Below are 19555 nucleotides of genomic sequence, written 5' to 3' on the forward strand. Positions count from 1 at the left end.
CCAGTCAGCATTCTTCAATCTCGGTATTGATCATTCGTACCCGACCACCGATGCTAATAATTAACTGATATGCCTCGTTATATCCGGCCTGACAGACGGTAATTGTGCCGACCTGAAAGGCACCGCTAGTGGTTTGAGCGCTGCCGTCGGGCGCAAACATGACATAATCCGCAACCCAGCGGTTTCCTTGTATTTGCACATTTCCCTGATTTCCCAAGCGTAGCAAAACGGCTTCGCCGTTGTCCTGTGCGCCATTGCCATTGTCGTCTTCGAACAGTGTCGCGCCCGTAGACCAATCGCCATCGCTATTTTCTGCGGTGATTTGTTTGCTACGCATTACTGCGGTCGCTCTCGCGCTGGTGAGAAAATGGAACAATTGCTGACCTGCGGAGCGCAGACGATATTGTTGCAGAAGGTTGTAAAAGGCTGGAACGGCGCTGACGCTGAGTATTGCCGTTATGGCTAGAGCAGCAACTAGCTCGAATAAAGTATACCCTCGATTTTCCATTATGGACTCCTTTCCATATTGGGTTACACTCAGGAGTGGTTCTCATTTCGATTTTTCAGCTTCCATGCTGATTTTAGGTTTAATCGAATACACCCCTCGTTTAATCTAGGGCTATGGAAAGAAAAGTCAAGCTTAAAACGGATACGCAAAATGCGGCTTAAGAGCGGAAACAATGGATTTACATTAATCGAGCTGATAGTGACGGTCTCGATTGCCGCTATTTTGGCAGCCATAGCGGCGCCAAGCTTTACAAAGTTTATGGATGAATCCCGTGATCGCGCTGTGGTTCAGCAGCTTGTGAGGTCGCTTATGGCCGCGCGCTCAGAGGCGGTGGTGCGCGGGACGACCGTGACGGTAAGCGCAATCAACGGGAGTTGGGCAAATGGCTGGCGGAGCTGGGTTGATGCCGACAGCAGTGGCAGTTATGACGATGGCGAAGCCATCCAGACAAATACCTCAGGCAGTGGGGGCGCGGGAATCACCGGCGATCGCGGTGGCACGGCAATTACCAATGTCGCTTTTACCCGCGATGGCTTCCTTAATGATACTGCTGCGATCGCGATTTCATATCGCACATCCCCCGAGTATTGTTCTCGTGATCGCAATATTACTATTGGTCTCACCGGCCAAGTGAGTCTCAGCGAAAGGAGCTGCCCGTAATGAGAAGTCGACAGCGAGGCGCAACCTTAATTGAAGTGCTTGTCGCCGTATTAATAACTGCGACAGGTGTGCTCGGCGCGGCCGCAATGCAGCTAAATGCGGTTAAGTTTAATCAGGCTTCCACCTCCCGCTCTACTGCAGTTTTCTTGGCGAATGATATGTCTGACCGAATGCGTGCCAATCGATCCGACGCTCTTGCGGGGCGTTATGATTTGGCGATCGATGACGATGCGCCTGCCGGTGCCGCTATATATCAAATTGATATTCAGGAATGGCTGCAGGAAATCGCGCTGCGACTGCCCGCCGGCGACGCATCTGTGGCTCGCGATGACAATAATTTCACTATCACTATTCAGTGGGACGAAAGCCGGCTGTCGAAGACCAGAGAGGCAAATGCCGGTGACAACCAGACCTTCGTTTTTCAAACTAGGCTGTGAGGGAGAGTTTATGAAGGGATCACAGCGTGGGTTTGGTTTAGTTGAATTAATGATTGCGATCACCTTGGGCTTGTTTTTAAGTGCGGCGGTGATTCAGGTATTCCTGGCAACTAACGCGAGTTCAAAAGTTCAGGATTCACTGGCCCAAATACAAGAAAACGCTCGGTTTGCGATGCGTTTTTTTGGCAAAGAAATCCGCATGGCGGGCTATATGGGCTGCAGTTCTATTGGCAATATTAGTGTGAACGTGATTGCCGTTCCTGCCAACGTAGTTGATTTTAGTTTGGCGACTGCACTAGTCGGTGAAGACAATGTAGTGGCCGGTAACGCTTTATCGGCGGTGGTGGGCAGCGATGTTTTGCACATCAAAAAAGCGTCGGAAAACGATGTTAATGTCACGGGCAATATGGCGAGTAATAATGCCAATTTACAGATAGAAAATAACAGCCTTGGTTTCGCAACAGGTGACTATGTCATGGTTAGCGATTGTTTAAATGCAGATGTATTTCGTATTGTTAATAACCCTGGCAATAACGGAAACGGCAATGCCGCAACAACCTTAGCGCATTCTGTCGGGCAGGGGCTTAATTCTAGCAATAATCTGAGCAAACTTTATCAAACGGATGCTGAGGTATTTGGGTTTGAAAGTGTCGATTACTTTATACGCGATACCGGTCGAGATACGGCTGGTGGTCGGCCTATAAATGCGCTTTATATGCAGAGATTGGTGGCTGGTTCAGGTGGCGTAACAGCTGCCGCGGTTGAGTTGGTTGAAGGTGTAGAGGATATGCAAATCTCTTACGGCGTAGATACCAATGATGATCGCGCTGTAGATGAGTATCGCAGCGGCGCTGCGGTTATGGATTGGGTGGATGTATTGAGTGTCCGCATATCACTATTGCTGGTGGCAACGGAAGAGAACATTGTTGGTAAAACCGGATCTGAAAATGCGCAGTCAGTTATTGATATAAATGGAAATGTGGTTGCGAATACGGACGGACGTTTTAGACAAATATTTACCAATGTATTTGCGATTAGGAATAAATTGCCATGATGTATGTTCTGCAGAATAGCAATATCCGTCGGCAGCGCGGCGCCGTATTGATTGTCAGTCTGGTGTTTATGTTAATCCTGACCATTATTGCATCTGCATCTATGCAGTCGTCTACGTTACAAGAGCGAATGACTGGCAATGCTAAGGACACCAATTTGGCTTTTCAGGCTGCAGAAGCAGGATTGCGCGAAGCCGAGGCTGTGCTATCCCAAATTAACGTAGGCCCTTTTGATGGCACTAATGGCCTCTATCTGCAATGCGCGGATCCCACGAACACAGCAACGGCGTGTGTTGAACCAAGTTGGTCTAATGATACATCGCTTGGGTGGCAAGTGATGGCTGCTGATGTTATTCCGTATTCAGTAAAACCGCCAGAATACATTATTGAAGAGCTGGTGAGCATAAGTAGTGAGAATGCGGTTTTGGATGCTGATAAACCCATCTCACCACTGATATTTTACCGCGTAACGGCGCGTGGTTACGGAGCAAGTAACCGAAGTATGGTAGTGCTGAGTACAACATTTAAGCGCAGCAATTAAGTCTATGAATATTCTACTGAGAGAAATTATGAATAAAAGTAAGGTTTTTAATTTGCGTAAAAGCTTATTTCTAATGTTATCTGCTTCGATTTTTTTCAGTGTCGGGTACGCGCCTGCTGTTTATGCCGCAGATAGTTGTATTGTCGAGCGAACCACGAATAAATCTATAGGTAAGAAAAAGTCAAATGAGAGCGTCACCTTTTCGGATTTAAGTAAGATTACGGAAATAGTCGATATTGACGTTGATAAAAATAAGCAGTGCCCGAGTAGAAAATATGGCTTTAATGACAATAAATTGACTGTTTATAACAGTAAGTTTGATAACACAAAGTGTAAGGCTAAATTTACAGTAAAAGGGGAAAAGAAAGATTGCGACTCTGATGAGCCCGTAAACGATGATATTGCCCAAAAGCCGCTATTCTTGACGCAGGCTGCAGAGCCGAATGTCATGTATATATTGGACGACTCAGGTTCAATGCAGTTTGAGTTAATGCCAGACAGTATTATTTACAGCGACGCAAGATATATATTTCCACGTGCTGACGGTGTTTACAAAGGCAGTGATTATAATAATTATGTGCCTACTGTTGAGAAAGATGTTGGGTTTAATGCCCGCTCCCGCTCTCCCCAAGTCAATGCCGTTTACTACAATCCAGGCACAACTTACTATCCTTGGATTAAGGCTGATGGAAGTTACTATCCTAATTCAAACCCGTCGTGTGCATTGCATAATCCAGATCGAACTACAAACAGCTATGATGCGAAATTCTGTCGAAAATTAAATGTCGAAGCCAATGATAATTACAATAGCGTCAGGTGGTATAAGTGCAGTAGCGACGGTTCATGTAGCTATGAAACATCGGCAAAAAAATATTGGCCTGCGAAGTATTTTTGGTACAAAGGTACTGGCAGTAATTGGGTATGGAGTAATTTTAAAGAAGTTGAGATTCGTTCGGGTCAAACATACACCGGGGATGGCCGCGAGAATCGAGACGATTGTAATGATGAAGACCCAGTAAGCTGCACATATGAGCAGGAAATGCAGAATTTCGCTAACTGGTATACCTATTATCGCTCACGAATTCTGACAGCCCGCGGCGGCAGTGGCTATGCATTTGCTGAGCAGGGTGCTGGGATAAGGGTTGGTTTTGGTAGCATTAACCAGGGCGAAACGACAATTGATGGCGAGAAAACCAAGGTTATTGTGAACGGTGTGCGTGCCTTTGACGGGGCGGCAAGGACGGAATTTTATAAGTCTTTATATGAGCGTGAAATTCCCAATGCAGGAACACCATTGCGTTTGGCCATTGATTACGCCGGTAAATACTTTTCGCGTAAGGACAATAAGGGCCCCTGGGGAGCTGATCCCGGAACCGATGATAATTCTGACCAGTTGCAGTGCAGAAGAAACTATACGGTATTAATGACGGATGGCTACTGGTCGGGAAACGCAACAAGCGGTGGTCCAAACAATAATAATGACGGTACCGAAGGGCCAACCCTAACCGGCCCAACCGGGGCAAGTTATACCTATAAAAAGGTTTCACCTTTCACCGATGGTGAGTCCAGTACCTTGGCTGATGTTGCCATGTATTATTGGAAAAATGATTTGCGTACTGATATGGCGAACGTCGTGTCTGTGTCGAAAACATCTCCCGCTTTTTGGCAGCATATGACCACTTTTGGTGTGGGTTTGGGTGTCTTTGGTACTATCGACCCAGACACCGCTTTTAATGCAATTTCGTCAGGTGCTTCCATTACCTGGCCTAAGCCAACTTCTAGTGAAGTTAATAAAATAGATGACTTGTTGCATGCGGCGGTAAACTCGAGAGGTGGATTCTTTAGCGCGTCTGAACCGGAGGTTTTTGCCAATAAGCTTGGCAATATATTGCAAACAATTGCCAATGAAAGTAAGTCGTCAGCTTCATCAGTCGCCGCCAACTCGACACGTTTGGATTCTGGGACCTTAATCTATCAGGCGAGCTTTAATAGTTTGGAATGGTCGGGTCGAATTATTGCTTACTCACTAAACGGCGACGGTAGTCTTAACGATGTCGTTTGGGACACCAATAAGGGCGGTATTCCCGCACCGGGTTCGCGGAACATTATTACCGGAGTGGGGGAGCAAGGCTCTAAGGTGACTAAGGCGGTTGCGTTTACCCTCGCTAACTGGAATGAATTGGCAACTAGTCAGCAAAATAGTCTTCGCGCAGGGCAAGCGGCTGACGAGGGGAAGGATCGCTTATCATGGCTGCGTGGTGATAAGTCTAATGAAGGAAGCAAGTTCCGAGAGCGAACAGCCATTCTTGGCGATATTATTAATTCAGATCCATTTTTTGTCGGCACTAGCGAAAATTTTGGTTATAACAAGCTGCCCGGTCTTGAAGGTTCAAGCTATGCGGCCTTTTTGAGCAGCAAGGCGTCACGAACAGCAATGATTTATGTTGGGGCTAATGACGGTATGTTGCATGGTTTTGATGCGGCGACCGGCGTTGAGAAGTTCGCCTATATTCCGGTGTCAGCGTATCCGAAATTAGCCGAATTGACTGAAAGTGAGTATGAGCATACTTATATTGTAGATGGTTCGCCGCGTGTGCTTGACGCATATATCGACAATACATGGAAATCTATATTGGTAAGTTCAACTGCGGCAGGCGGCAAGTCAGTATTTGCCATAGACGTAACGAATCCTGGCAGCATGGGCGCATCAAATTTATTGTGGGAGTTTGCAACGGCAAGCAATGCGACCGACAAGCTGGGTGTGGCAATGAGTCAGCCCGCTATAGCGAGGGTAGCGGCTGGGGCAAATAAGTGGGTGGCGGTCTTTGGCAATGGTTACAACTCTGGCGACACTGTAAAACTCTTTGTGGTTGATCTAAAGACCGGTGCCTTGATTAAAGCGATCAATACCGGTGTGAGTGGCACTGATAATGGATTGGCAACGCCGGTGCCTGTGGACGTGAATAATGATCGCGTTACTGATTTTGTTTACGCGGGCGACTTGAAAGGCAATCTTTGGAAATTTGATTTAAGTGGTGCCAATACAAATCAGTGGGATGTTGCCTATAAAACCGGCAGTGTCCCAACGCCGCTTTATAAAGTAGAAGACCTAGATGGCAATCCCCAGCCGATTACCTCAAGGCCGACGGTGGGGATTCACCCCAAGGGTGGCTATATGGTTTATTTCGGAACCGGCAAGTATTTTGAAAATAGCGATGCACTACTACCTGCTACGCCTGCCGTACAGGATTTTTACGGTATTCGAGATAACGGTGCGAGCTTTGTCGGGAGAGATAAGCTGCTATCTCAAAGTATTGATTTTGAGGGTGCGGCGACGACCGCTAACGGTTCAACGTCGACGAATCAAATTCGTATCGTTTCAAATAATAGTATCGGCACACCGCCGACTTACGGCTGGCATTTGCCCTTGTACCCGCCGTCTAAAGCGAGGACAGGAGAGCGAGTGGTTTCGCAACCCATACTTCGCAATGGCAGAATCATTTTCGCGACAATAATACCCTCTGAAAGTGTGTGTGGGTTTGGTGGGAATAGTTGGTTGATGGAGTTAGACGCAGATACAGGCGGTCGTATTGGTGACCCTGTTTTGGACATCAATGGCGATGGCAAAGTGAATGCGCTAGACGTGGCACTTTACCAAGGTGATTATTATCCGGCGAGTGGTATTGGCAGTCCGGAAATGATAAAAACCCCCGGCATTATCGGCGCTGGTGAACTTGAGTACAAATACACCTCAGGAACCAGTGGCACTATCGGGGTAATTACAGAAACCGGTGGCGGAAGCGATGTTTCCGGCAGGCAGTCATGGAGGCAATTGCAGTGATACGGTTTTCAAAATCGGCGGGCTTCAGTTTAATGGAGCTAATGATAACGGTCGCGATTATCGGGATTCTCGCCTCTATCGCTTACCCCTCTTATCAAGCGCAGATAGCGAAATCTCGGCGCGCCGAAGCAAGTGGCGCGCTGCTCTCTGCTGCGCAGGCACTAGAGCGCTATTATACGACGAATGGGCGCTATACCACGACGGCTGCAGGATCGACATTGCCGTCGGTATTTTTGACCAAGGTGCCAGAGAATGGCGCTGCCTACTACAACATTGCTTCTAGTTCTGCTTCTGCCAATGCCTTTACGTTAAGGGCAAGCCGCGCGGGGGCGATGGTCGGTGATGACTGTGGCGACCTGACCGTAGATGAAACAGGACAGCTTGGCTTGACTAGCAAGCCAAGTGGTTCGAGCAAGACTGTCTCTGATTGCTGGCGACGCTAGTTCCCGGTATCTCTCGTTATTTTGCCGCTCGTCGGCAAAACCTACCGTTTGTCAGCGTGCTGCTGACTTCTTCGCAATATCATCTAGTCTAAGCTGAGGTTAAAGCTCTAGGCCAAGACGGTATTTGCATGAATCAAAAAGGTTTCACCTTAATCGAAGTAATGATCACGGCGGCGATTATTGCCATTCTTGTCATGGTGGCGCTGCCTTCCTATCGCGATTATACCGTTCGGGCTAACCGCTCGGCGGCGGCTAGCTATGTGATGGAAGTGGCAAATATGCAAGAGCGCAACTTTCTTGATGAGCGCAGCTACGCGACGAGTATGGCGGATTTGGGGGCAACGACGCCTACCCAGGTAAGCAGCAATTTCACGATTAGCACCACGGCGAATAACGCGGCGACACCGCCAACCTACACCGTGTCAGCGGTACCCAAAAGCGGTCAAGCCAGTGATGATAGCTGTGGCACGCTCACTCTGAACAGTCAGGGGCAAAAGGGACATGCAGCGGGGGGCGCAAGATGTTGGGATTAGGTCGGCAGCGAGGCTATACCCTGCTTGAGTTAATGGTCACTCTTGGCATTGTCGCGATACTGGCTGGCATTGCGGTGCCGTCATTTAATGACTTTATTCGTACCCAACGCTTGCGCAGTGTTGCCAGCGATTTAAACACAACATTTCAGCTGGCCCGCAGTGAAGCTGTCAAACGAAATGCTGATGTCACAATTAGCCGTGTGGGCAGTGGCTGGGTAGAGGGTTGGACAGTAATCTCAGCTGGCAATACCTTACGCTCGCAAGACGCAGTTTCTGGCGTGAATATTACCGGCAGCGCAGACAGCTTTGCATTCAGAAGTAATGGTCGTATCGATAGCGCAGTCACCTTCAGCTTAGTTAGTTCCGCTAGCAACAGTGTCGCTAAATGTGTTCGCGTGTCTTTAAGCGGTAGCACGATCACCGATGATGGGAGCTGCTAATGGCAATATGTCATCGCTCTACAAATGCAGGTTTTACACTAATAGAAATATTGGTGGCCTTGGTTGTATTACTCGTCGGCTTGATGGGCGCGGCCGGTTTAATGGTGCGTACTGTGCAGCAGGAAGCGGAATCCTATCAGCGCTTGCAAGCTTTGAATGTCCTGCAAGATATGGTCGATAGGATCAATGCTAATCGTGCCGTCGCCGCTTGTTATTCTTACGGCGCAACGGGATCAACCATGGGTTATAACGTGAGCGCTTTAACGTCTTGTACACTTGGCGATGCTTCTCAGCAGGCTATCGCAAATGCGGATCTTACTGCGTGGAATAATTTACTGCAGGGTGCAGCTGAACAAATTGGCAGTGCCAAGGTAGGGGCAATGGTCGGAGCGAGAGGCTGCGTCCAGCAAATAAGTGCCGCAGATCAGACATATCGAATTACCGTCGCTTGGCAAGGTTTAAGCGAAACCGTCACTGCGACAGAAAATAATACCTGTGGCAAGGATCTCTACGGCGATGAGAAATTGCGGCGCATTGTGAGCGCCATTATTCGTATTGGAGACCTGTCATGATTAGGCGTGAGTATCATGTCGAGGCTTCTCAGCGAGGTCTGTCTTTAGTCGAGCTTCTTATTGCCATGGGTCTCGGCGCATTTATGCTGCTAGGCATTATTAGTCTTGTTGCCTCTGTGAGTACCACGAGAACAGAGCTGGCAAACACCTCGGATCAAATTGAGAACGGGCGTTATGCGCTGCAGGTTTTTAATGAAGACGTCGCGTTAGGTGGCTTTTTCGGTAAGTACCATCCCGGTATCGGCGCGGTCACTTATACTTCGCCAAGCCCCTGTGAAACAACGGCGGCGAATTTGGGGTTTAATAGCACATTGACGCCGGTGCAGATGCCCTTAGCGGTGAATGCCTTTCCCTATGATAGCGCAAGCTCGGCACCGGGTCTGACAATACCTAGTTGCTTCAGTGCTGAAGTACGGGATAAATCTGAAATTCTCGTTGTTCGTCATGTTGACCCAAACTCGGTAGCAGTAACTGCTGCGAATATTCCCACCGGAAATACCACACCGTATCTTCAGATATCAGGCTGTGATTTAGATTCGCTCAGTTTCAGAATGAGTACTGATCGAGCAGACTTAACCCTTCGTGAAAATGGTTGTACCGGTGCACTGTCGACCTTGGCTGAAGCGTGGCCCTACACGGTGAATGCGTACTTTATTTCGCCTTGCAATGACTGCTCTGGCGCGGGTGACGGCATTGCGAGCCTTAAGAGTTATGAGTTTAGGGCTGGCAGTGGTGGTATTCGCACCTTGGTCGAGGGAGTAGAAGATATTCATTTTGACTACGGTCTCGATCTTGACGGTGATGGCGGACCTGATTGTTACGTTGTAAACCCAACGGTAGATACCAAGCCTGCGGCGTGTCCGGCCGGTGTTACCTATGAGTGGGAGGCAACTGACAGCTTAAATTGGCAAAATGTGGTGTCTATTCAAATTAAAATGTTAGTGCGTGGTAGTCGATCCAGCAGCAATGTTAGTAATACTAAAACATACAATATTGGGCGGGAGATACTCGGCCCATACAGTGACAACGTTAAGCGTCAGGTGTATTCAACAGTCGTTATGTTGCCAAACGTCGCAGGGGTGAGAGAGTGATGGGTGCGATTCGAGAAAAACAACAGCGTGGTGTGGTGCTGATTGTTGTGATGATTATGCTCGGTATATTCAGTGTTATTGTGGCTAGTATGCTCACTAGCAGCAATGTCAATTTTAAAATTGCGGGTAATCAGCAATATCGCGTCGAAGCTAAGTTGGCTGCCAGTAATGCTTTGGAAACCTATATTTCTAACCCTGCTAACTTTTCGCTGCCTCTGCCAACAAATAACTCGAATATCCAAAGCGATTTTGATGGCAACGGTGTGGCCGATATGGTTGCTGTTGTGCCGCCCCCTAGCTGTTTGCGGATTGCTCCAGTGTTGCGTACTGAACTGAGTTATCCAAAAGATAAAGATTGCATTCGAACCGCCCAGGATATCGATGCCAATATTTTTCGCGACGACGAAGGGATTGCCACAGTAACAAATTCGGGTTGCGTCAAAATGACGTGGGATGTGCAAGCTAACGTAACTGATGTCGTAACCGGCACAAATTTAGAAATGCATCAAGGTGTCTACCTTCGTGCTGCATTAGGAACAACGTGTCTTTAAGGGCGCGCATTTAAGAATTTAAAAATGGTGAGGTAGTCATGCACGCAATCAATCACACGATGAGAACTTTAATCTCCGCCGTCACATTTTTATTTGTATCTGGTGGCATAGCGATCGCCGAAGATATCGATCTTTTCGTCGGAAATTCGCCGTCGTCTGAAGCACAGACGGTCCTTTTGGCGTGGCATACAAGTGGTAATGTGAATGCCAATGCTGTTCACGGCTGCGTTTATAGTGATAACGCGGGTATTCCAGCACTTGGCGCGACCACTGTTGGTGGTATGGAACAGTGCGCGATGGTAAACGCAGTCCTGTCGCTTAAAGACGACATTGATGATTTGGGCGGTCTTAAAGTCGGTTTGATGGTGTTTAACAAAAACAGGATCGACACTAATTATCCGAATGGCACAAGTTTAGGAAACGGTAACAATGGATGTGGGTATTTGATCATCCCTCCAACTTTGTTGACGTCTGCCGGTATTGATGCCTTTGTCGCAAAATTAAAAGCGATTGATAGTGGCGTCACTGCTAACGCGTCGGAGATGGGAGATATGATCTCTGAAAGTTGGGCGGCGTTAAACGGTCTCGGGGCCTCAGCGTCGTGTTCTGGGGTAAATTACAGCTCATTAGCAACAGCTGGCGGTTTATGTAAAGACTCTGTTCTGGTTTATATTGGCAATGCAACTGCAGCGAATGCCAGTGTAAAAGACGGCAACAACAATCCAAGTGGAGTTCTGTTTAATCAGTTGACCTCAGCATTTGGCTATGCGAATGGAACGGCGGAGTATAATAATTACGCTACGATACGTAATATCAGCGGTTTCAATAAAAACCCAGCCAATGATTTTTGGGGAGATGAGTGGGCTTACTTCATGCACAAAGTAGATGTGGATGATAGCGCTCAAGCTGATCGTAACGTTACCACTTATTCTATTGCAGTGTACGACCCCGCGGTCGAATCTCAGGTCGCGGAGGAGCTGGTTTTTCTTGGCGCAATTGCGGATGTGGGTGGTGGTAAAGCCTATCAAGTCAGATCAACTGAACATGCAGATTTAGCCGCAATATTCCGCGAAATTTTTAATGAAGTACTAGACGTAAATAGTGTCTTTTCGTCTGCAACACTGCCAGTGAGCGCAAATACCCAAGGTACTTTCGAAAACCAGATTTATATTGCGATGTTCCGTCCTAATCCATCTGGCGGCCCGCGCTGGCTGGGCAATGTAAAGCAATTCCAATTTGGCGTTGATCTTAATGGTGGCATTGTACTGACCGATGCGACCAATCCTACAACTAATTCACAGTCGATAGTGAACCCGGTTACCGGCGGTTTGGTGGACGGTGCGCAAAGTTTTTGGACGACAAATTCACCGACTAATCAAGCACAATGGCCGCTGACCGGTTTCTGGAAGAATAGTCCCGAGGGTGATGGTTTTGCGTTCGATGCACCCGATGGTGATTTGGTGCAAAAGGGTGGTGTGGCTCAAATGCTACGTGTGGACTTCTTAGCAAACCAAGATGCCCGGCGTGTTTATACCTGTCCGAGTTCGGGCTGTGTCGCTAATGCGGCATTAACTGAATTTAAAACGTCTAATAGTGATTTAGTGAGTACCTTAGATAGCATAATTTCTTCTACATCGAGTAGTGCGACCTCCACAATTACTGCGGGCAAACGGGCGCAAATATCAGGTACTGCTGTTTGCGAGACCAGAGGCAACGCGGGTAATCGTACTTGTGCGTATACTTACGCAGCGGGTTCGCCGACCTTTAGTTTTTCTACAAGCGAAGACCGGGTTGTGTTGGGTGCAGGTATTGCAGGAAGCTCAAACTGCACTAGCTCATCACCGTGTTTGGTGGAGTCTTCGTCGGCAACTCAGTTTGTTGTTAAGACTGGTAGTACCGGTAATACAGCGAATTCCACATTTACAAATGCGACTGTGACTCGTGTATCAAGCCGGATAAATGTGGGGAGAATTGCGCATGGTTTAACGTCAGCGCAGGCCCTGCAGTCTTGTACATTAAACGGCACAAATAGTTCTGCGACGGTATTGAATGCGTCTTTAATTACCGGTGCGAGCGTCTCCACAAGTGGCTTTGCCAATGTGGATGCGAATAATTATACAGTTAGCTTGGGCGCTGGCGCCTATGTCTATGCCAGCTCTGCCGCCAATGTGCAGTGCTCTGCGTCAACCAGTTCATTAAATACCGCTAGTATTATTAATTGGGTGCGCGGTGAAGACAATGCGGCTAATGAACAAATGGCCGGGCCGTGCTCTGATGGCAGCTGTTCCTTAAATGTGCGCGGGTCAATACACGGTGATGTCTTGCATTCGCGGCCTGCAGTAGTGAATTACGGCGGGAGTATCGGTGTTGTTGTGTATTACGGAGCGAACGATGGGCTTTACCGCGCTATAAACGGAAATCGTAGTGCCAACATCAGCAATAGCGGAAACACAGTCACAGTTCGACCTGGTGGTGAGTTGTGGAGTTTCGTGGCCCCAGAGTTTCTTGATCAATTTCCGCGACAGTTTAACGATGATCCCGCTATTCGCTTTCCGAATACGCCAGCATCATCAAACGCAGAGCTTAGGGATTACTTCTTTGATGGTACGACAACTTTCTTCCAGGACAGTCGCACCACTGGCGCAACGGCCGGGGATAAATATCTGTATTTGTCAGCACGACGTGGGGGCCGTTTACTCTACGCAATGAACGTGACTGACCCGATGGCTCCGACGGTGATGTGGAAGTTGACCACCACACAGTTGCCAGAATTAGGTTTTACATGGTCTCAGCCTAAGGTTACTAAAATTGGTGGCCGCGGGAGACCTGTATTGATATTCGGAGCAGGTAATGCTCCGGAGCAAGATGCTGATCCGGTGGCTGCGGCAGATACGATGGGGCGCGGTATTGTTATCTTGGATGGCATTACTGGGAAAATAATTTGGGCTGCACTGAATAATTGTGCGGCGGTTCCTGCTGCGAGTTTCAGTACCTCTGGGACAGAGGGCGTTGTGGGTGTTTGTGTCACTAATAGCGCGCTGACTAGTGCATTTCCAGCGGATATAACCTTGCTGGATAGAGATGGCGATGGCTTCACAGATCGCCTATATGCGGCTGATGTTGCCTCTAATATTTGGCGTGTCGACCTTGACCCATCGGATTCCACTAATATCTATGTGAATCCAGTTCCCACAACGCCGGCATCGGAGATCATTCTTACCAAGTTTGCGACCTTGGGTGGCAGCGGCAATAACGCGAGAAAAATGCTCTATCCGCCAGATGTGGTTCCGACGGAGGGGTTCGATCTTGTGGTAGCGTCAACTGGCGATCGTGAGCATCCTCTTTTTAATGGTTCCGCGACCGCTGGTACTGCGCATAATGTGCAGAATCGGTTTTATATGCTCATTGATCCAAACGAGGGGGCATCGGCCGCTGGATTTACAGCCATTGTTGATTCTGATCTGTTAAATCAAACGACCCTAACCTGTTTTAATAGTAGTGATTTAACGGGGAATAGCGTTAGTTGTGATTCTAGCAATGATAAAACCTATGTCTTCGATGGCAGTACCTCGCCCTACCTTGGCTACTATTTGAATTATTCAGCGTCGGAAAAAGGCGTTAACGCGCCGTTGACCGAAACAGGGACGGTGTACTTTGCAACTAATAAGCCGGACTCACCTACTCCTGGTACGTGTAGCAATGGGCTAGGTCGCGCATTTGCATATAAAGTTGATATTTTGTCAGGAGAGGTGGTTAAGTCGGAGTTTGCTGGCGGAGGCTTGCCACCAACAGCGATTTCAGGTTTGGTTTTATTGAATGGGGATATACGTTACTTCTTGCTTGGCGGAGATGGGGATTCGATCTTTAAACCAAGTGAAGGTAAGCCTATTACCAGTGGTCGCAAGCGTATGTTTTGGTATTACAAATAAGCTGTAGTGCGGAATAGACAGGGCGCCATTGGCGCCCTTTTTTAATCCAGTTGATATTTTTTTAACTTGTAACGAAATTGCCTAAAGGTCACTCCGAGCATTTTTGCCGATTCGGTTTTATTCCAGCGATTAAGTTCCAGGGCTTCATTGATGATTTGCTGCTCTATCCCCGCCAGGTAACCTTCCAAGTCACCGCTTGCCGAGTGTAAATGGGCAGCGGAGCTATTTTCGGAGTGACCTGCGTGGCCCACATGTTTTTCCGGAAGTTGGAGGTCTTGTACTTTTATTATATTTTTTTCGCAGAGAGTGGCTGCGCGTTCAATAATATTTTCTAGCTCTCTGACATTGCCGGGAAAGGAATAGGCTTGCAAGGAGGCGAGTGCTTTGTCGTCGAGTTTCGGTTTAGAAATTTCCCAGTCCCGCGCAATTTGGCCTAGCATGAACTCAGCTAATAACGGTATGTCACTGGCGCGCTCACGCAGACTGGGGACTTTAACTTCAATGACGTTGATGCGGTAGAACAGGTCGTTGCGGAAATGCCCTTGGCTGACCTCTTTGGCTAGGTCTCGGTGAGTGGCGCTTAATATGCGAACATCGACGGGTATTTCTTGATTGGAGCCAATTCGGCGAACAGCTTTTTCCTGGATGGCCCGGAGTAGTTTGACCTGCATGTTTAGTGGCAGGTCGGCGACTTCATCTAAAAACAGCGTGCCGCCATTGGCAGCCTCAAACAGGCCTTCCTTGTGATCGTAGGCACCAGTAAAACTGCCTTTAGCGTGACCGAAAAATTCACTTTCTACTAATTCGCTGGGAATGGCGCCGCAGTTGACCGGCACGAAGGGGGCGTCGCTGCGTGGGCCATTTGCATGCACAAGTCGCGCGACAACTTCCTTGCCGCTGCCGGATTCTCCGCTGATATAAACAGGTGCTTGGCTGCGTGCAAGTTTGATAATTTGTTCTCGAAGGGTGACGATACTGTTGGTTTCACCGAGTAGGCGAGTATTGCTACTGCCATCAAATTGGGTGTCTCTGCGTCCGAGTTTTAGCGCGGTTTTCACTAAATTGCGAAGTTGTTCGACGGAAACTGGTTTGTTGATAAAGTCGAAGGCGCCGGCTTTTAGTGCATCTACCGCAATTTCGGTACTGCCGTAGGCTGTCAATACGGCGACTGCGGTGCAGGGGGCTGACGATTGGATATGGCGGACGATTTCCAGGCCTGAGCCGTCGGGCAACTTAATGTCGGTTAAACAAAGATTGATTGCGGGGTCAGATTGCAGTGCCTGCAGCGCATCCTTGACTGTGCCGACGGCGATAGTGCTTAAGCCCATCCTACTAATGGTAATGTCTAGCAGTTCGCGAATATCGGGTTCGTCATCGATAATTAGCACAGTCTGTTGCATTGTTATGGGCTCTTTTAATATTCGTTTTTATTCGGCAAGCGTACCGCGATCGGGGTGTGAGAATTGCAGCCGAAAGCAACTTTCCCCTAACTCGGTTCGACGATAGTAAATATGTATTTGATTTGCTAAACACAATTCTCGACAAAGATAGAGGCCTAGGCCGTTTCCTTGCTCTTGGGTTGTGAAAAAGGGCTCAAATATTTTGTCTTCGTCTTCCGAGTTTATGCCGGGACCGTTGTCTATGATATCAAGACTTACCGCACCGGAACTCGGATTTTTCAGGCAGCGAAAAGTAAGCACGGCTTTGTCATTGGTTTGCGCACCGTGGCGAGCGCCGTTTTCTGCGATATTAGAAATAATTTGCATCAGCTGGCTGCGATCGACGTTCACATCATCATTTTCCAAAGCCTTATCGAACTCTATATCCAGTGGCGTGTGGCTCACAGGTTGCCAGTCATCTAGGAACTTCTCTAGCCAAGTGCTCAAGCTAAAACGCATTGGCTCAGGGCTGCGGCCGCGCGACATTTCCAATATATTTTTAATGATATCGTTCATGCGCATAGCGTGATTTTGAATAATAGCGGCGAAGCGTTGGTCCGCTGCTTGTAGATCGGGGCTCTCTGCCAGTAGCTGGGCTGCGTGGCTAATAGCACTGAGTGGATTGCGGATTTCGTGGGCAATGCTGGCAGTAAATCTACCCAGTGATGCTAACTTTAAATTCTGTGCTCGCTGGGTAATTTTGCTGATATTTTCGATATAAAGTAGGCGATCGCTGTCTTTGCTTTGTTCAAGCACGCTCATGTTGACGTGCACATCTAGATGTCGAGACCCAATAGAAATGACCTTTGCGCAGTTCTCTGCGCTTCGGGCCATGTCGATAAGAATGGCCGGTACATAGTGATTATTGTTTACTACTGGTGTTGGGATATCGAGTAACTCAGTAGCGGCGGCGTTGATGAGTTTGATTTGTCCGCTTGGGGACATCACCACAATCCCTGTTTGCATTCTTTGAACAATGCGCTGGTTGATTCGCGATAGTTGTTCGATATCGGCGCGGCGTAGTTCGGCCAACTGCTGGGCTTTTACGATACGAGCGCTTAGATAGCGAATTGCGATAGCGGCGGAGAAGTAGGCAGTGCCCGTCATTCCAGCGACGATAAAGCGTTGGGCTGATACCCGCTCACTTAAAGTGTGCGCCGCAACTTCGCTGATGGTGGATATGGTGGCAAGGGCGGCGATGGCCAAGCTGAGCTGGCTAGGCATGATAATGCTAGCCGCGCTGATGGTGACGATGAGTAGCAGTGGTAGACCAGAGTCTGCGCTACCAGAGCAATAGCTCATTACCATAATGACGCCGATATCAACAAAGAACTCGAAAAATAGTTGAGTCTGGGAATAGCGCTGGCTAAATAAGGTATGAATAAATAAGGCAAGCAGAGCAAAAATAACGTAGCCAATAACGGCGATGGCAAACCATTTTGGTGCAGTGATGCCAAGGGTGGAGTTTGCGGGCCCGAAAATCAGGGCGATAAGAATCATTGCGGCGAGTACAAAGCGGTAGGCGCTGTACACTCGCATGATGGCCCGTTGCTGGGAGAATTCTTGCGCAAACGACATAATATGCCCTGATGTTAGTCAAAGCGTAGTTTATACGTCCATAGTGGGGGATGCACTCCCGCTTATTTGCTAGAATATGCAGCTGTATTCATGTGCTTTGCTCGGGACGACTGGGCGAGGCCTCGTTTTTATAGATGGAATTGCATTAATGACCTCCCTGCGTATCGTAATGGCTCAGATAAATCCCGTCGTCGGAGATATCGAGGGCAATACCAATAAGATTATTGCCACAATCGAAACAGCGGTGTCGCGCCACGACCCCCAATTGATTTTGTTCCCTGAGCTGGTGGTTACAGGTTATCCGCCTGAGGATTTATTGCTGCGTGCGAGTTTAGCGCATCGCATTGAGCGCGCACTGCAGCGCATCGCGTCTCACGCGCCCAAATGCTATGTGGTTGTTGGTTACCCGCGTTCGATCGACGGCGACTTATTTAACGCCGCAGGGGTGTTTTTCGGTGGCAAATTGGTCAATGAATATCACAAACAGTGCCTGCCAAATTACCGCGTCTTTGATGAAAAACGTTATTTCAAAGAAGGTCGCCACACCCTGGTAATGGATATCTTCGGCGTGCCGACTGCCATCAGTATTTGCGAAGACGTGTGGGAAGATGCACCCACTGCCGGTGCCAAAGCAGAGGGCGCGCAGTTAATGCTAAATCTGAGTGCGTCGCCCTTTCACGCCGGCAAGCAAATTGAACGCGAGGCCTTGTTGGCGCAGCGCGCTTGGCAAGGTGGCATGCCAGTTGTGTATTGCAACCTAGTTGGTGGCCAAGATGAGCTGGTGTTCGACGGGGCCTCGATGGTGGTGTCTGCTGAGGGCGAGTTAATTGCGCGCAGTCCCGCCTATGTGGAATATCTAAACTGTGTGAATGCTCGCTGGGATGGCCGGCGTTTGCGCTTCGACGATGGTGAAGTCAGTGACTTGCGCCCAGTCCTAGAAGATATCTATGAGACGCTAGTTTTGGGTGTTCGAGACTACGTTAACAAAAACGGCTTTAACGGCGTTGTACTGGGCCTTTCTGGCGGTATCGACTCGGCCTTGACCTTGGCGATAGCGGTTGATGCACTGGGTGCTGATCGAGTTGAGGCGGTGATGATGCCCTTCCGCTACACCGCATCTATGAGTATGGAAGACGCACAATCCCAAGCCAATGTGCAGGGTGTGAGCTATAAAGTGATGTCGATTGAAGCAATGTACGATAGCTTTATGGCGGCATTAAGTGATGAGTTTGCTGGCATGGCCGCCGACAAAACGGAAGAGAATCTGCAGGCGCGTTGTCGTGGCGTATTGCTAATGGCGATTTCCAACAAGAAAGGGTATTTGGTTCTCACAACCGGTAATAAGAGCGAAGTGGCAGTCGGCTACTCTACTCTGTATGGCGACATGGCCGGTGGCTTTGATGTATTAAAAGATGTGGTTAAAACCCGAGTGTTCGAGTTGGCAAGGTACCGCAATACTGTGTCACCGGTTATTCCTCAGCGGGTTATTGATCGGCCGCCCTCGGCGGAGTTGGCACCGGACCAGAAAGACCAAGATAGCTTGCCGCCCTACGATATTCTAGATCAGGTTCTTGAGCGCTATATTGAGCAAGATGAAAGTGCCGAAGCGATCATTGCCGAGGGCTATGATCGGGAAATGGTTTATCGCATATTGCGCCTCGTGGACCTGAACGAGTACAAACGACGCCAGGCACCTATCGGCACGCGGATTACCGAGCGTGGCTTTGGTCGAGATCGTCGCTATCCGATTACTCAAAAGTGGGTGATCGGCGACTGAGTTCTTTGTACGCAATGAGCTTGCAATGTTTTTTATTGTGCGCTGCTGATATAGGCTAATCCGGCGAGAGGCTGGCACCGTATTGCTATTCTCCACAGTGCTCTAAAGTACTTTTGAGAACATTGGTTTTCAGATTAAAGAGCGGGCCTAGAGTCGCAGTATT

Annotated in this window: 16 protein-coding genes; 13 read left to right on the forward strand and 3 right to left on the reverse strand. The window is 48.6% G+C overall.

The window, feature by feature from the left end; genetic code table 11:
• Positions 1–4 precede the first annotated feature (4 nt).
• Positions 5–508, reverse strand: a complete 504-nt coding sequence (locus AAC007_RS09910) for a GspH/FimT family pseudopilin (protein ID WP_339676376.1) — start codon at positions 506–508, stop codon at positions 5–7.
• 150 nt (positions 509–658) lie between these two features.
• Between AAC007_RS09910 and AAC007_RS09915 the strand changes: the two genes are divergently transcribed.
• From AAC007_RS09915 to AAC007_RS09970, 12 genes are all read left to right on the forward strand, one after another.
• Positions 659–1168, forward strand: a complete 510-nt coding sequence (locus AAC007_RS09915; RefSeq protein ID WP_339676378.1) for a GspH/FimT family protein — start codon at positions 659–661, stop codon at positions 1166–1168.
• Complete coding sequence (gene pilV / locus AAC007_RS09920; protein WP_339676380.1) at positions 1168–1605, forward strand: type IV pilus modification protein PilV; 438 nt, start codon at positions 1168–1170, stop codon at positions 1603–1605. Before AAC007_RS09915 ends, pilV (AAC007_RS09920) begins: the two co-directional genes overlap by 1 nt.
• Positions 1606–1615: 10 nt before the next feature.
• On the forward strand, positions 1616–2659 hold the full coding sequence (locus tag AAC007_RS09925) for a PilW family protein (protein ID WP_339676381.1): 1044 nt from the start codon (positions 1616–1618) through the stop codon (positions 2657–2659).
• The gene (locus AAC007_RS09930; protein WP_339676382.1) at positions 2656–3198 is read left to right on the forward strand and encodes a PilX N-terminal domain-containing pilus assembly protein; all 543 of its coding nucleotides are present in this window, start codon (positions 2656–2658) and stop codon (positions 3196–3198) included. The genes AAC007_RS09925 and AAC007_RS09930 overlap by 4 nt, the downstream gene beginning before the upstream one ends.
• Positions 3199–3226: 28 nt before the next feature.
• A complete protein-coding gene (locus AAC007_RS09935) occupies positions 3227–7039 on the forward strand; it encodes a PilC/PilY family type IV pilus protein (RefSeq protein WP_339676383.1) in 3813 nt (1270 codons plus the stop codon).
• Positions 7036–7482 (forward strand): type IV pilin protein, encoded by a 447-nt coding sequence (locus AAC007_RS09940; RefSeq protein ID WP_339676385.1) that lies wholly within the window; start codon positions 7036–7038, stop codon positions 7480–7482. Before AAC007_RS09935 ends, AAC007_RS09940 begins: the two co-directional genes overlap by 4 nt.
• A gap of 128 nt (positions 7483–7610) precedes the next feature.
• Positions 7611–8015 (forward strand): type IV pilin protein, encoded by a 405-nt coding sequence (locus AAC007_RS09945; protein ID WP_339676386.1) that lies wholly within the window; start codon positions 7611–7613, stop codon positions 8013–8015.
• Positions 8003–8455 (forward strand): GspH/FimT family pseudopilin, encoded by a 453-nt coding sequence (locus AAC007_RS09950; protein WP_339676387.1) that lies wholly within the window; start codon positions 8003–8005, stop codon positions 8453–8455. The genes AAC007_RS09945 and AAC007_RS09950 overlap by 13 nt, the downstream gene beginning before the upstream one ends.
• On the forward strand, positions 8455–9027 hold the full coding sequence (pilV, locus tag AAC007_RS09955; protein ID WP_339676388.1) for a type IV pilus modification protein PilV: 573 nt from the start codon (positions 8455–8457) through the stop codon (positions 9025–9027). The genes AAC007_RS09950 and pilV (AAC007_RS09955) overlap by 1 nt, the downstream gene beginning before the upstream one ends.
• The gene (locus tag AAC007_RS09960) at positions 9024–10118 is read left to right on the forward strand and encodes a PilW family protein (protein WP_339676389.1); all 1095 of its coding nucleotides are present in this window, start codon (positions 9024–9026) and stop codon (positions 10116–10118) included. Before pilV (AAC007_RS09955) ends, AAC007_RS09960 begins: the two co-directional genes overlap by 4 nt.
• Complete coding sequence (locus AAC007_RS09965; RefSeq protein WP_339676392.1) at positions 10115–10669, forward strand: hypothetical protein; 555 nt, start codon at positions 10115–10117, stop codon at positions 10667–10669. The genes AAC007_RS09960 and AAC007_RS09965 overlap by 4 nt, the downstream gene beginning before the upstream one ends.
• A gap of 38 nt (positions 10670–10707) precedes the next feature.
• Positions 10708–14598, forward strand: coding sequence for a hypothetical protein (locus AAC007_RS09970; RefSeq protein WP_339676394.1), 3891 nt, complete (start codon positions 10708–10710; stop codon positions 14596–14598).
• A 41-nt stretch (positions 14599–14639) separates the two neighbouring features.
• Here AAC007_RS09970 and AAC007_RS09975 read toward each other — a convergent pair whose 3' ends face one another.
• Together AAC007_RS09975 and AAC007_RS09980 are read right to left on the reverse strand one after the other, a co-directional pair.
• A complete protein-coding gene (locus AAC007_RS09975) occupies positions 14640–15998 on the reverse strand; it encodes a sigma-54 dependent transcriptional regulator (protein WP_339676396.1) in 1359 nt (452 codons plus the stop codon).
• A gap of 27 nt (positions 15999–16025) precedes the next feature.
• Positions 16026–17615 (reverse strand): ATP-binding protein, encoded by a 1590-nt coding sequence (locus tag AAC007_RS09980; RefSeq protein WP_339676398.1) that lies wholly within the window; start codon positions 17613–17615, stop codon positions 16026–16028.
• Between the two features lie 148 nt (positions 17616–17763).
• On the opposite strand from AAC007_RS09980, the gene AAC007_RS09985 reads away from it, so the two are divergent.
• Complete coding sequence (locus AAC007_RS09985; RefSeq protein WP_339676400.1) at positions 17764–19392, forward strand: NAD+ synthase; 1629 nt, start codon at positions 17764–17766, stop codon at positions 19390–19392.
• The last annotated feature ends 163 nt before the right edge of the window (positions 19393–19555 follow it).

This window comes from uncultured Zhongshania sp., assembly GCF_963975605.1.
GTDB classification, from domain to species: domain Bacteria; phylum Pseudomonadota; class Gammaproteobacteria; order Pseudomonadales; family Spongiibacteraceae; genus Spongiibacter; species Spongiibacter aquimaris.

Bases quoted from the DNA above. Each gene is read 5' to 3' on its own strand.
- pilV (WP_339676380.1), top strand. From the start codon at position 1,168: ATGAGAAGTCGACAGCGAGGCGCAACCTTAATTGAAGTGCTTGTCGCC.
- AAC007_RS09985 (WP_339676400.1), top strand. From the start codon at position 17,764: ATGACCTCCCTGCGTATCGTAATGGCTCAGATAAATCCCGTCGTCGGA.
- AAC007_RS09915 (WP_339676378.1), top strand. From the start codon at position 659: ATGCGGCTTAAGAGCGGAAACAATGGATTTACATTAATCGAGCTGATA.
- AAC007_RS09980 (WP_339676398.1), bottom strand. From the start codon at position 17,615: ATGTCGTTTGCGCAAGAATTCTCCCAGCAACGGGCCATCATGCGAGTG.
- AAC007_RS09930 (WP_339676382.1), top strand. From the start codon at position 2,656: ATGATGTATGTTCTGCAGAATAGCAATATCCGTCGGCAGCGCGGCGCC.
- AAC007_RS09950 (WP_339676387.1), top strand. From the start codon at position 8,003: ATGTTGGGATTAGGTCGGCAGCGAGGCTATACCCTGCTTGAGTTAATG.
- AAC007_RS09925 (WP_339676381.1), top strand. From the start codon at position 1,616: ATGAAGGGATCACAGCGTGGGTTTGGTTTAGTTGAATTAATGATTGCG.
- AAC007_RS09935 (WP_339676383.1), top strand. From the start codon at position 3,227: ATGAATAAAAGTAAGGTTTTTAATTTGCGTAAAAGCTTATTTCTAATG.
- pilV (WP_339676388.1), top strand. From the start codon at position 8,455: ATGGCAATATGTCATCGCTCTACAAATGCAGGTTTTACACTAATAGAA.
- AAC007_RS09910 (WP_339676376.1), bottom strand. From the start codon at position 508: ATGGAAAATCGAGGGTATACTTTATTCGAGCTAGTTGCTGCTCTAGCC.
- AAC007_RS09970 (WP_339676394.1), top strand. From the start codon at position 10,708: ATGCACGCAATCAATCACACGATGAGAACTTTAATCTCCGCCGTCACA.
- AAC007_RS09960 (WP_339676389.1), top strand. From the start codon at position 9,024: ATGATTAGGCGTGAGTATCATGTCGAGGCTTCTCAGCGAGGTCTGTCT.
- AAC007_RS09975 (WP_339676396.1), bottom strand. From the start codon at position 15,998: ATGCAACAGACTGTGCTAATTATCGATGACGAACCCGATATTCGCGAA.
- AAC007_RS09945 (WP_339676386.1), top strand. From the start codon at position 7,611: ATGAATCAAAAAGGTTTCACCTTAATCGAAGTAATGATCACGGCGGCG.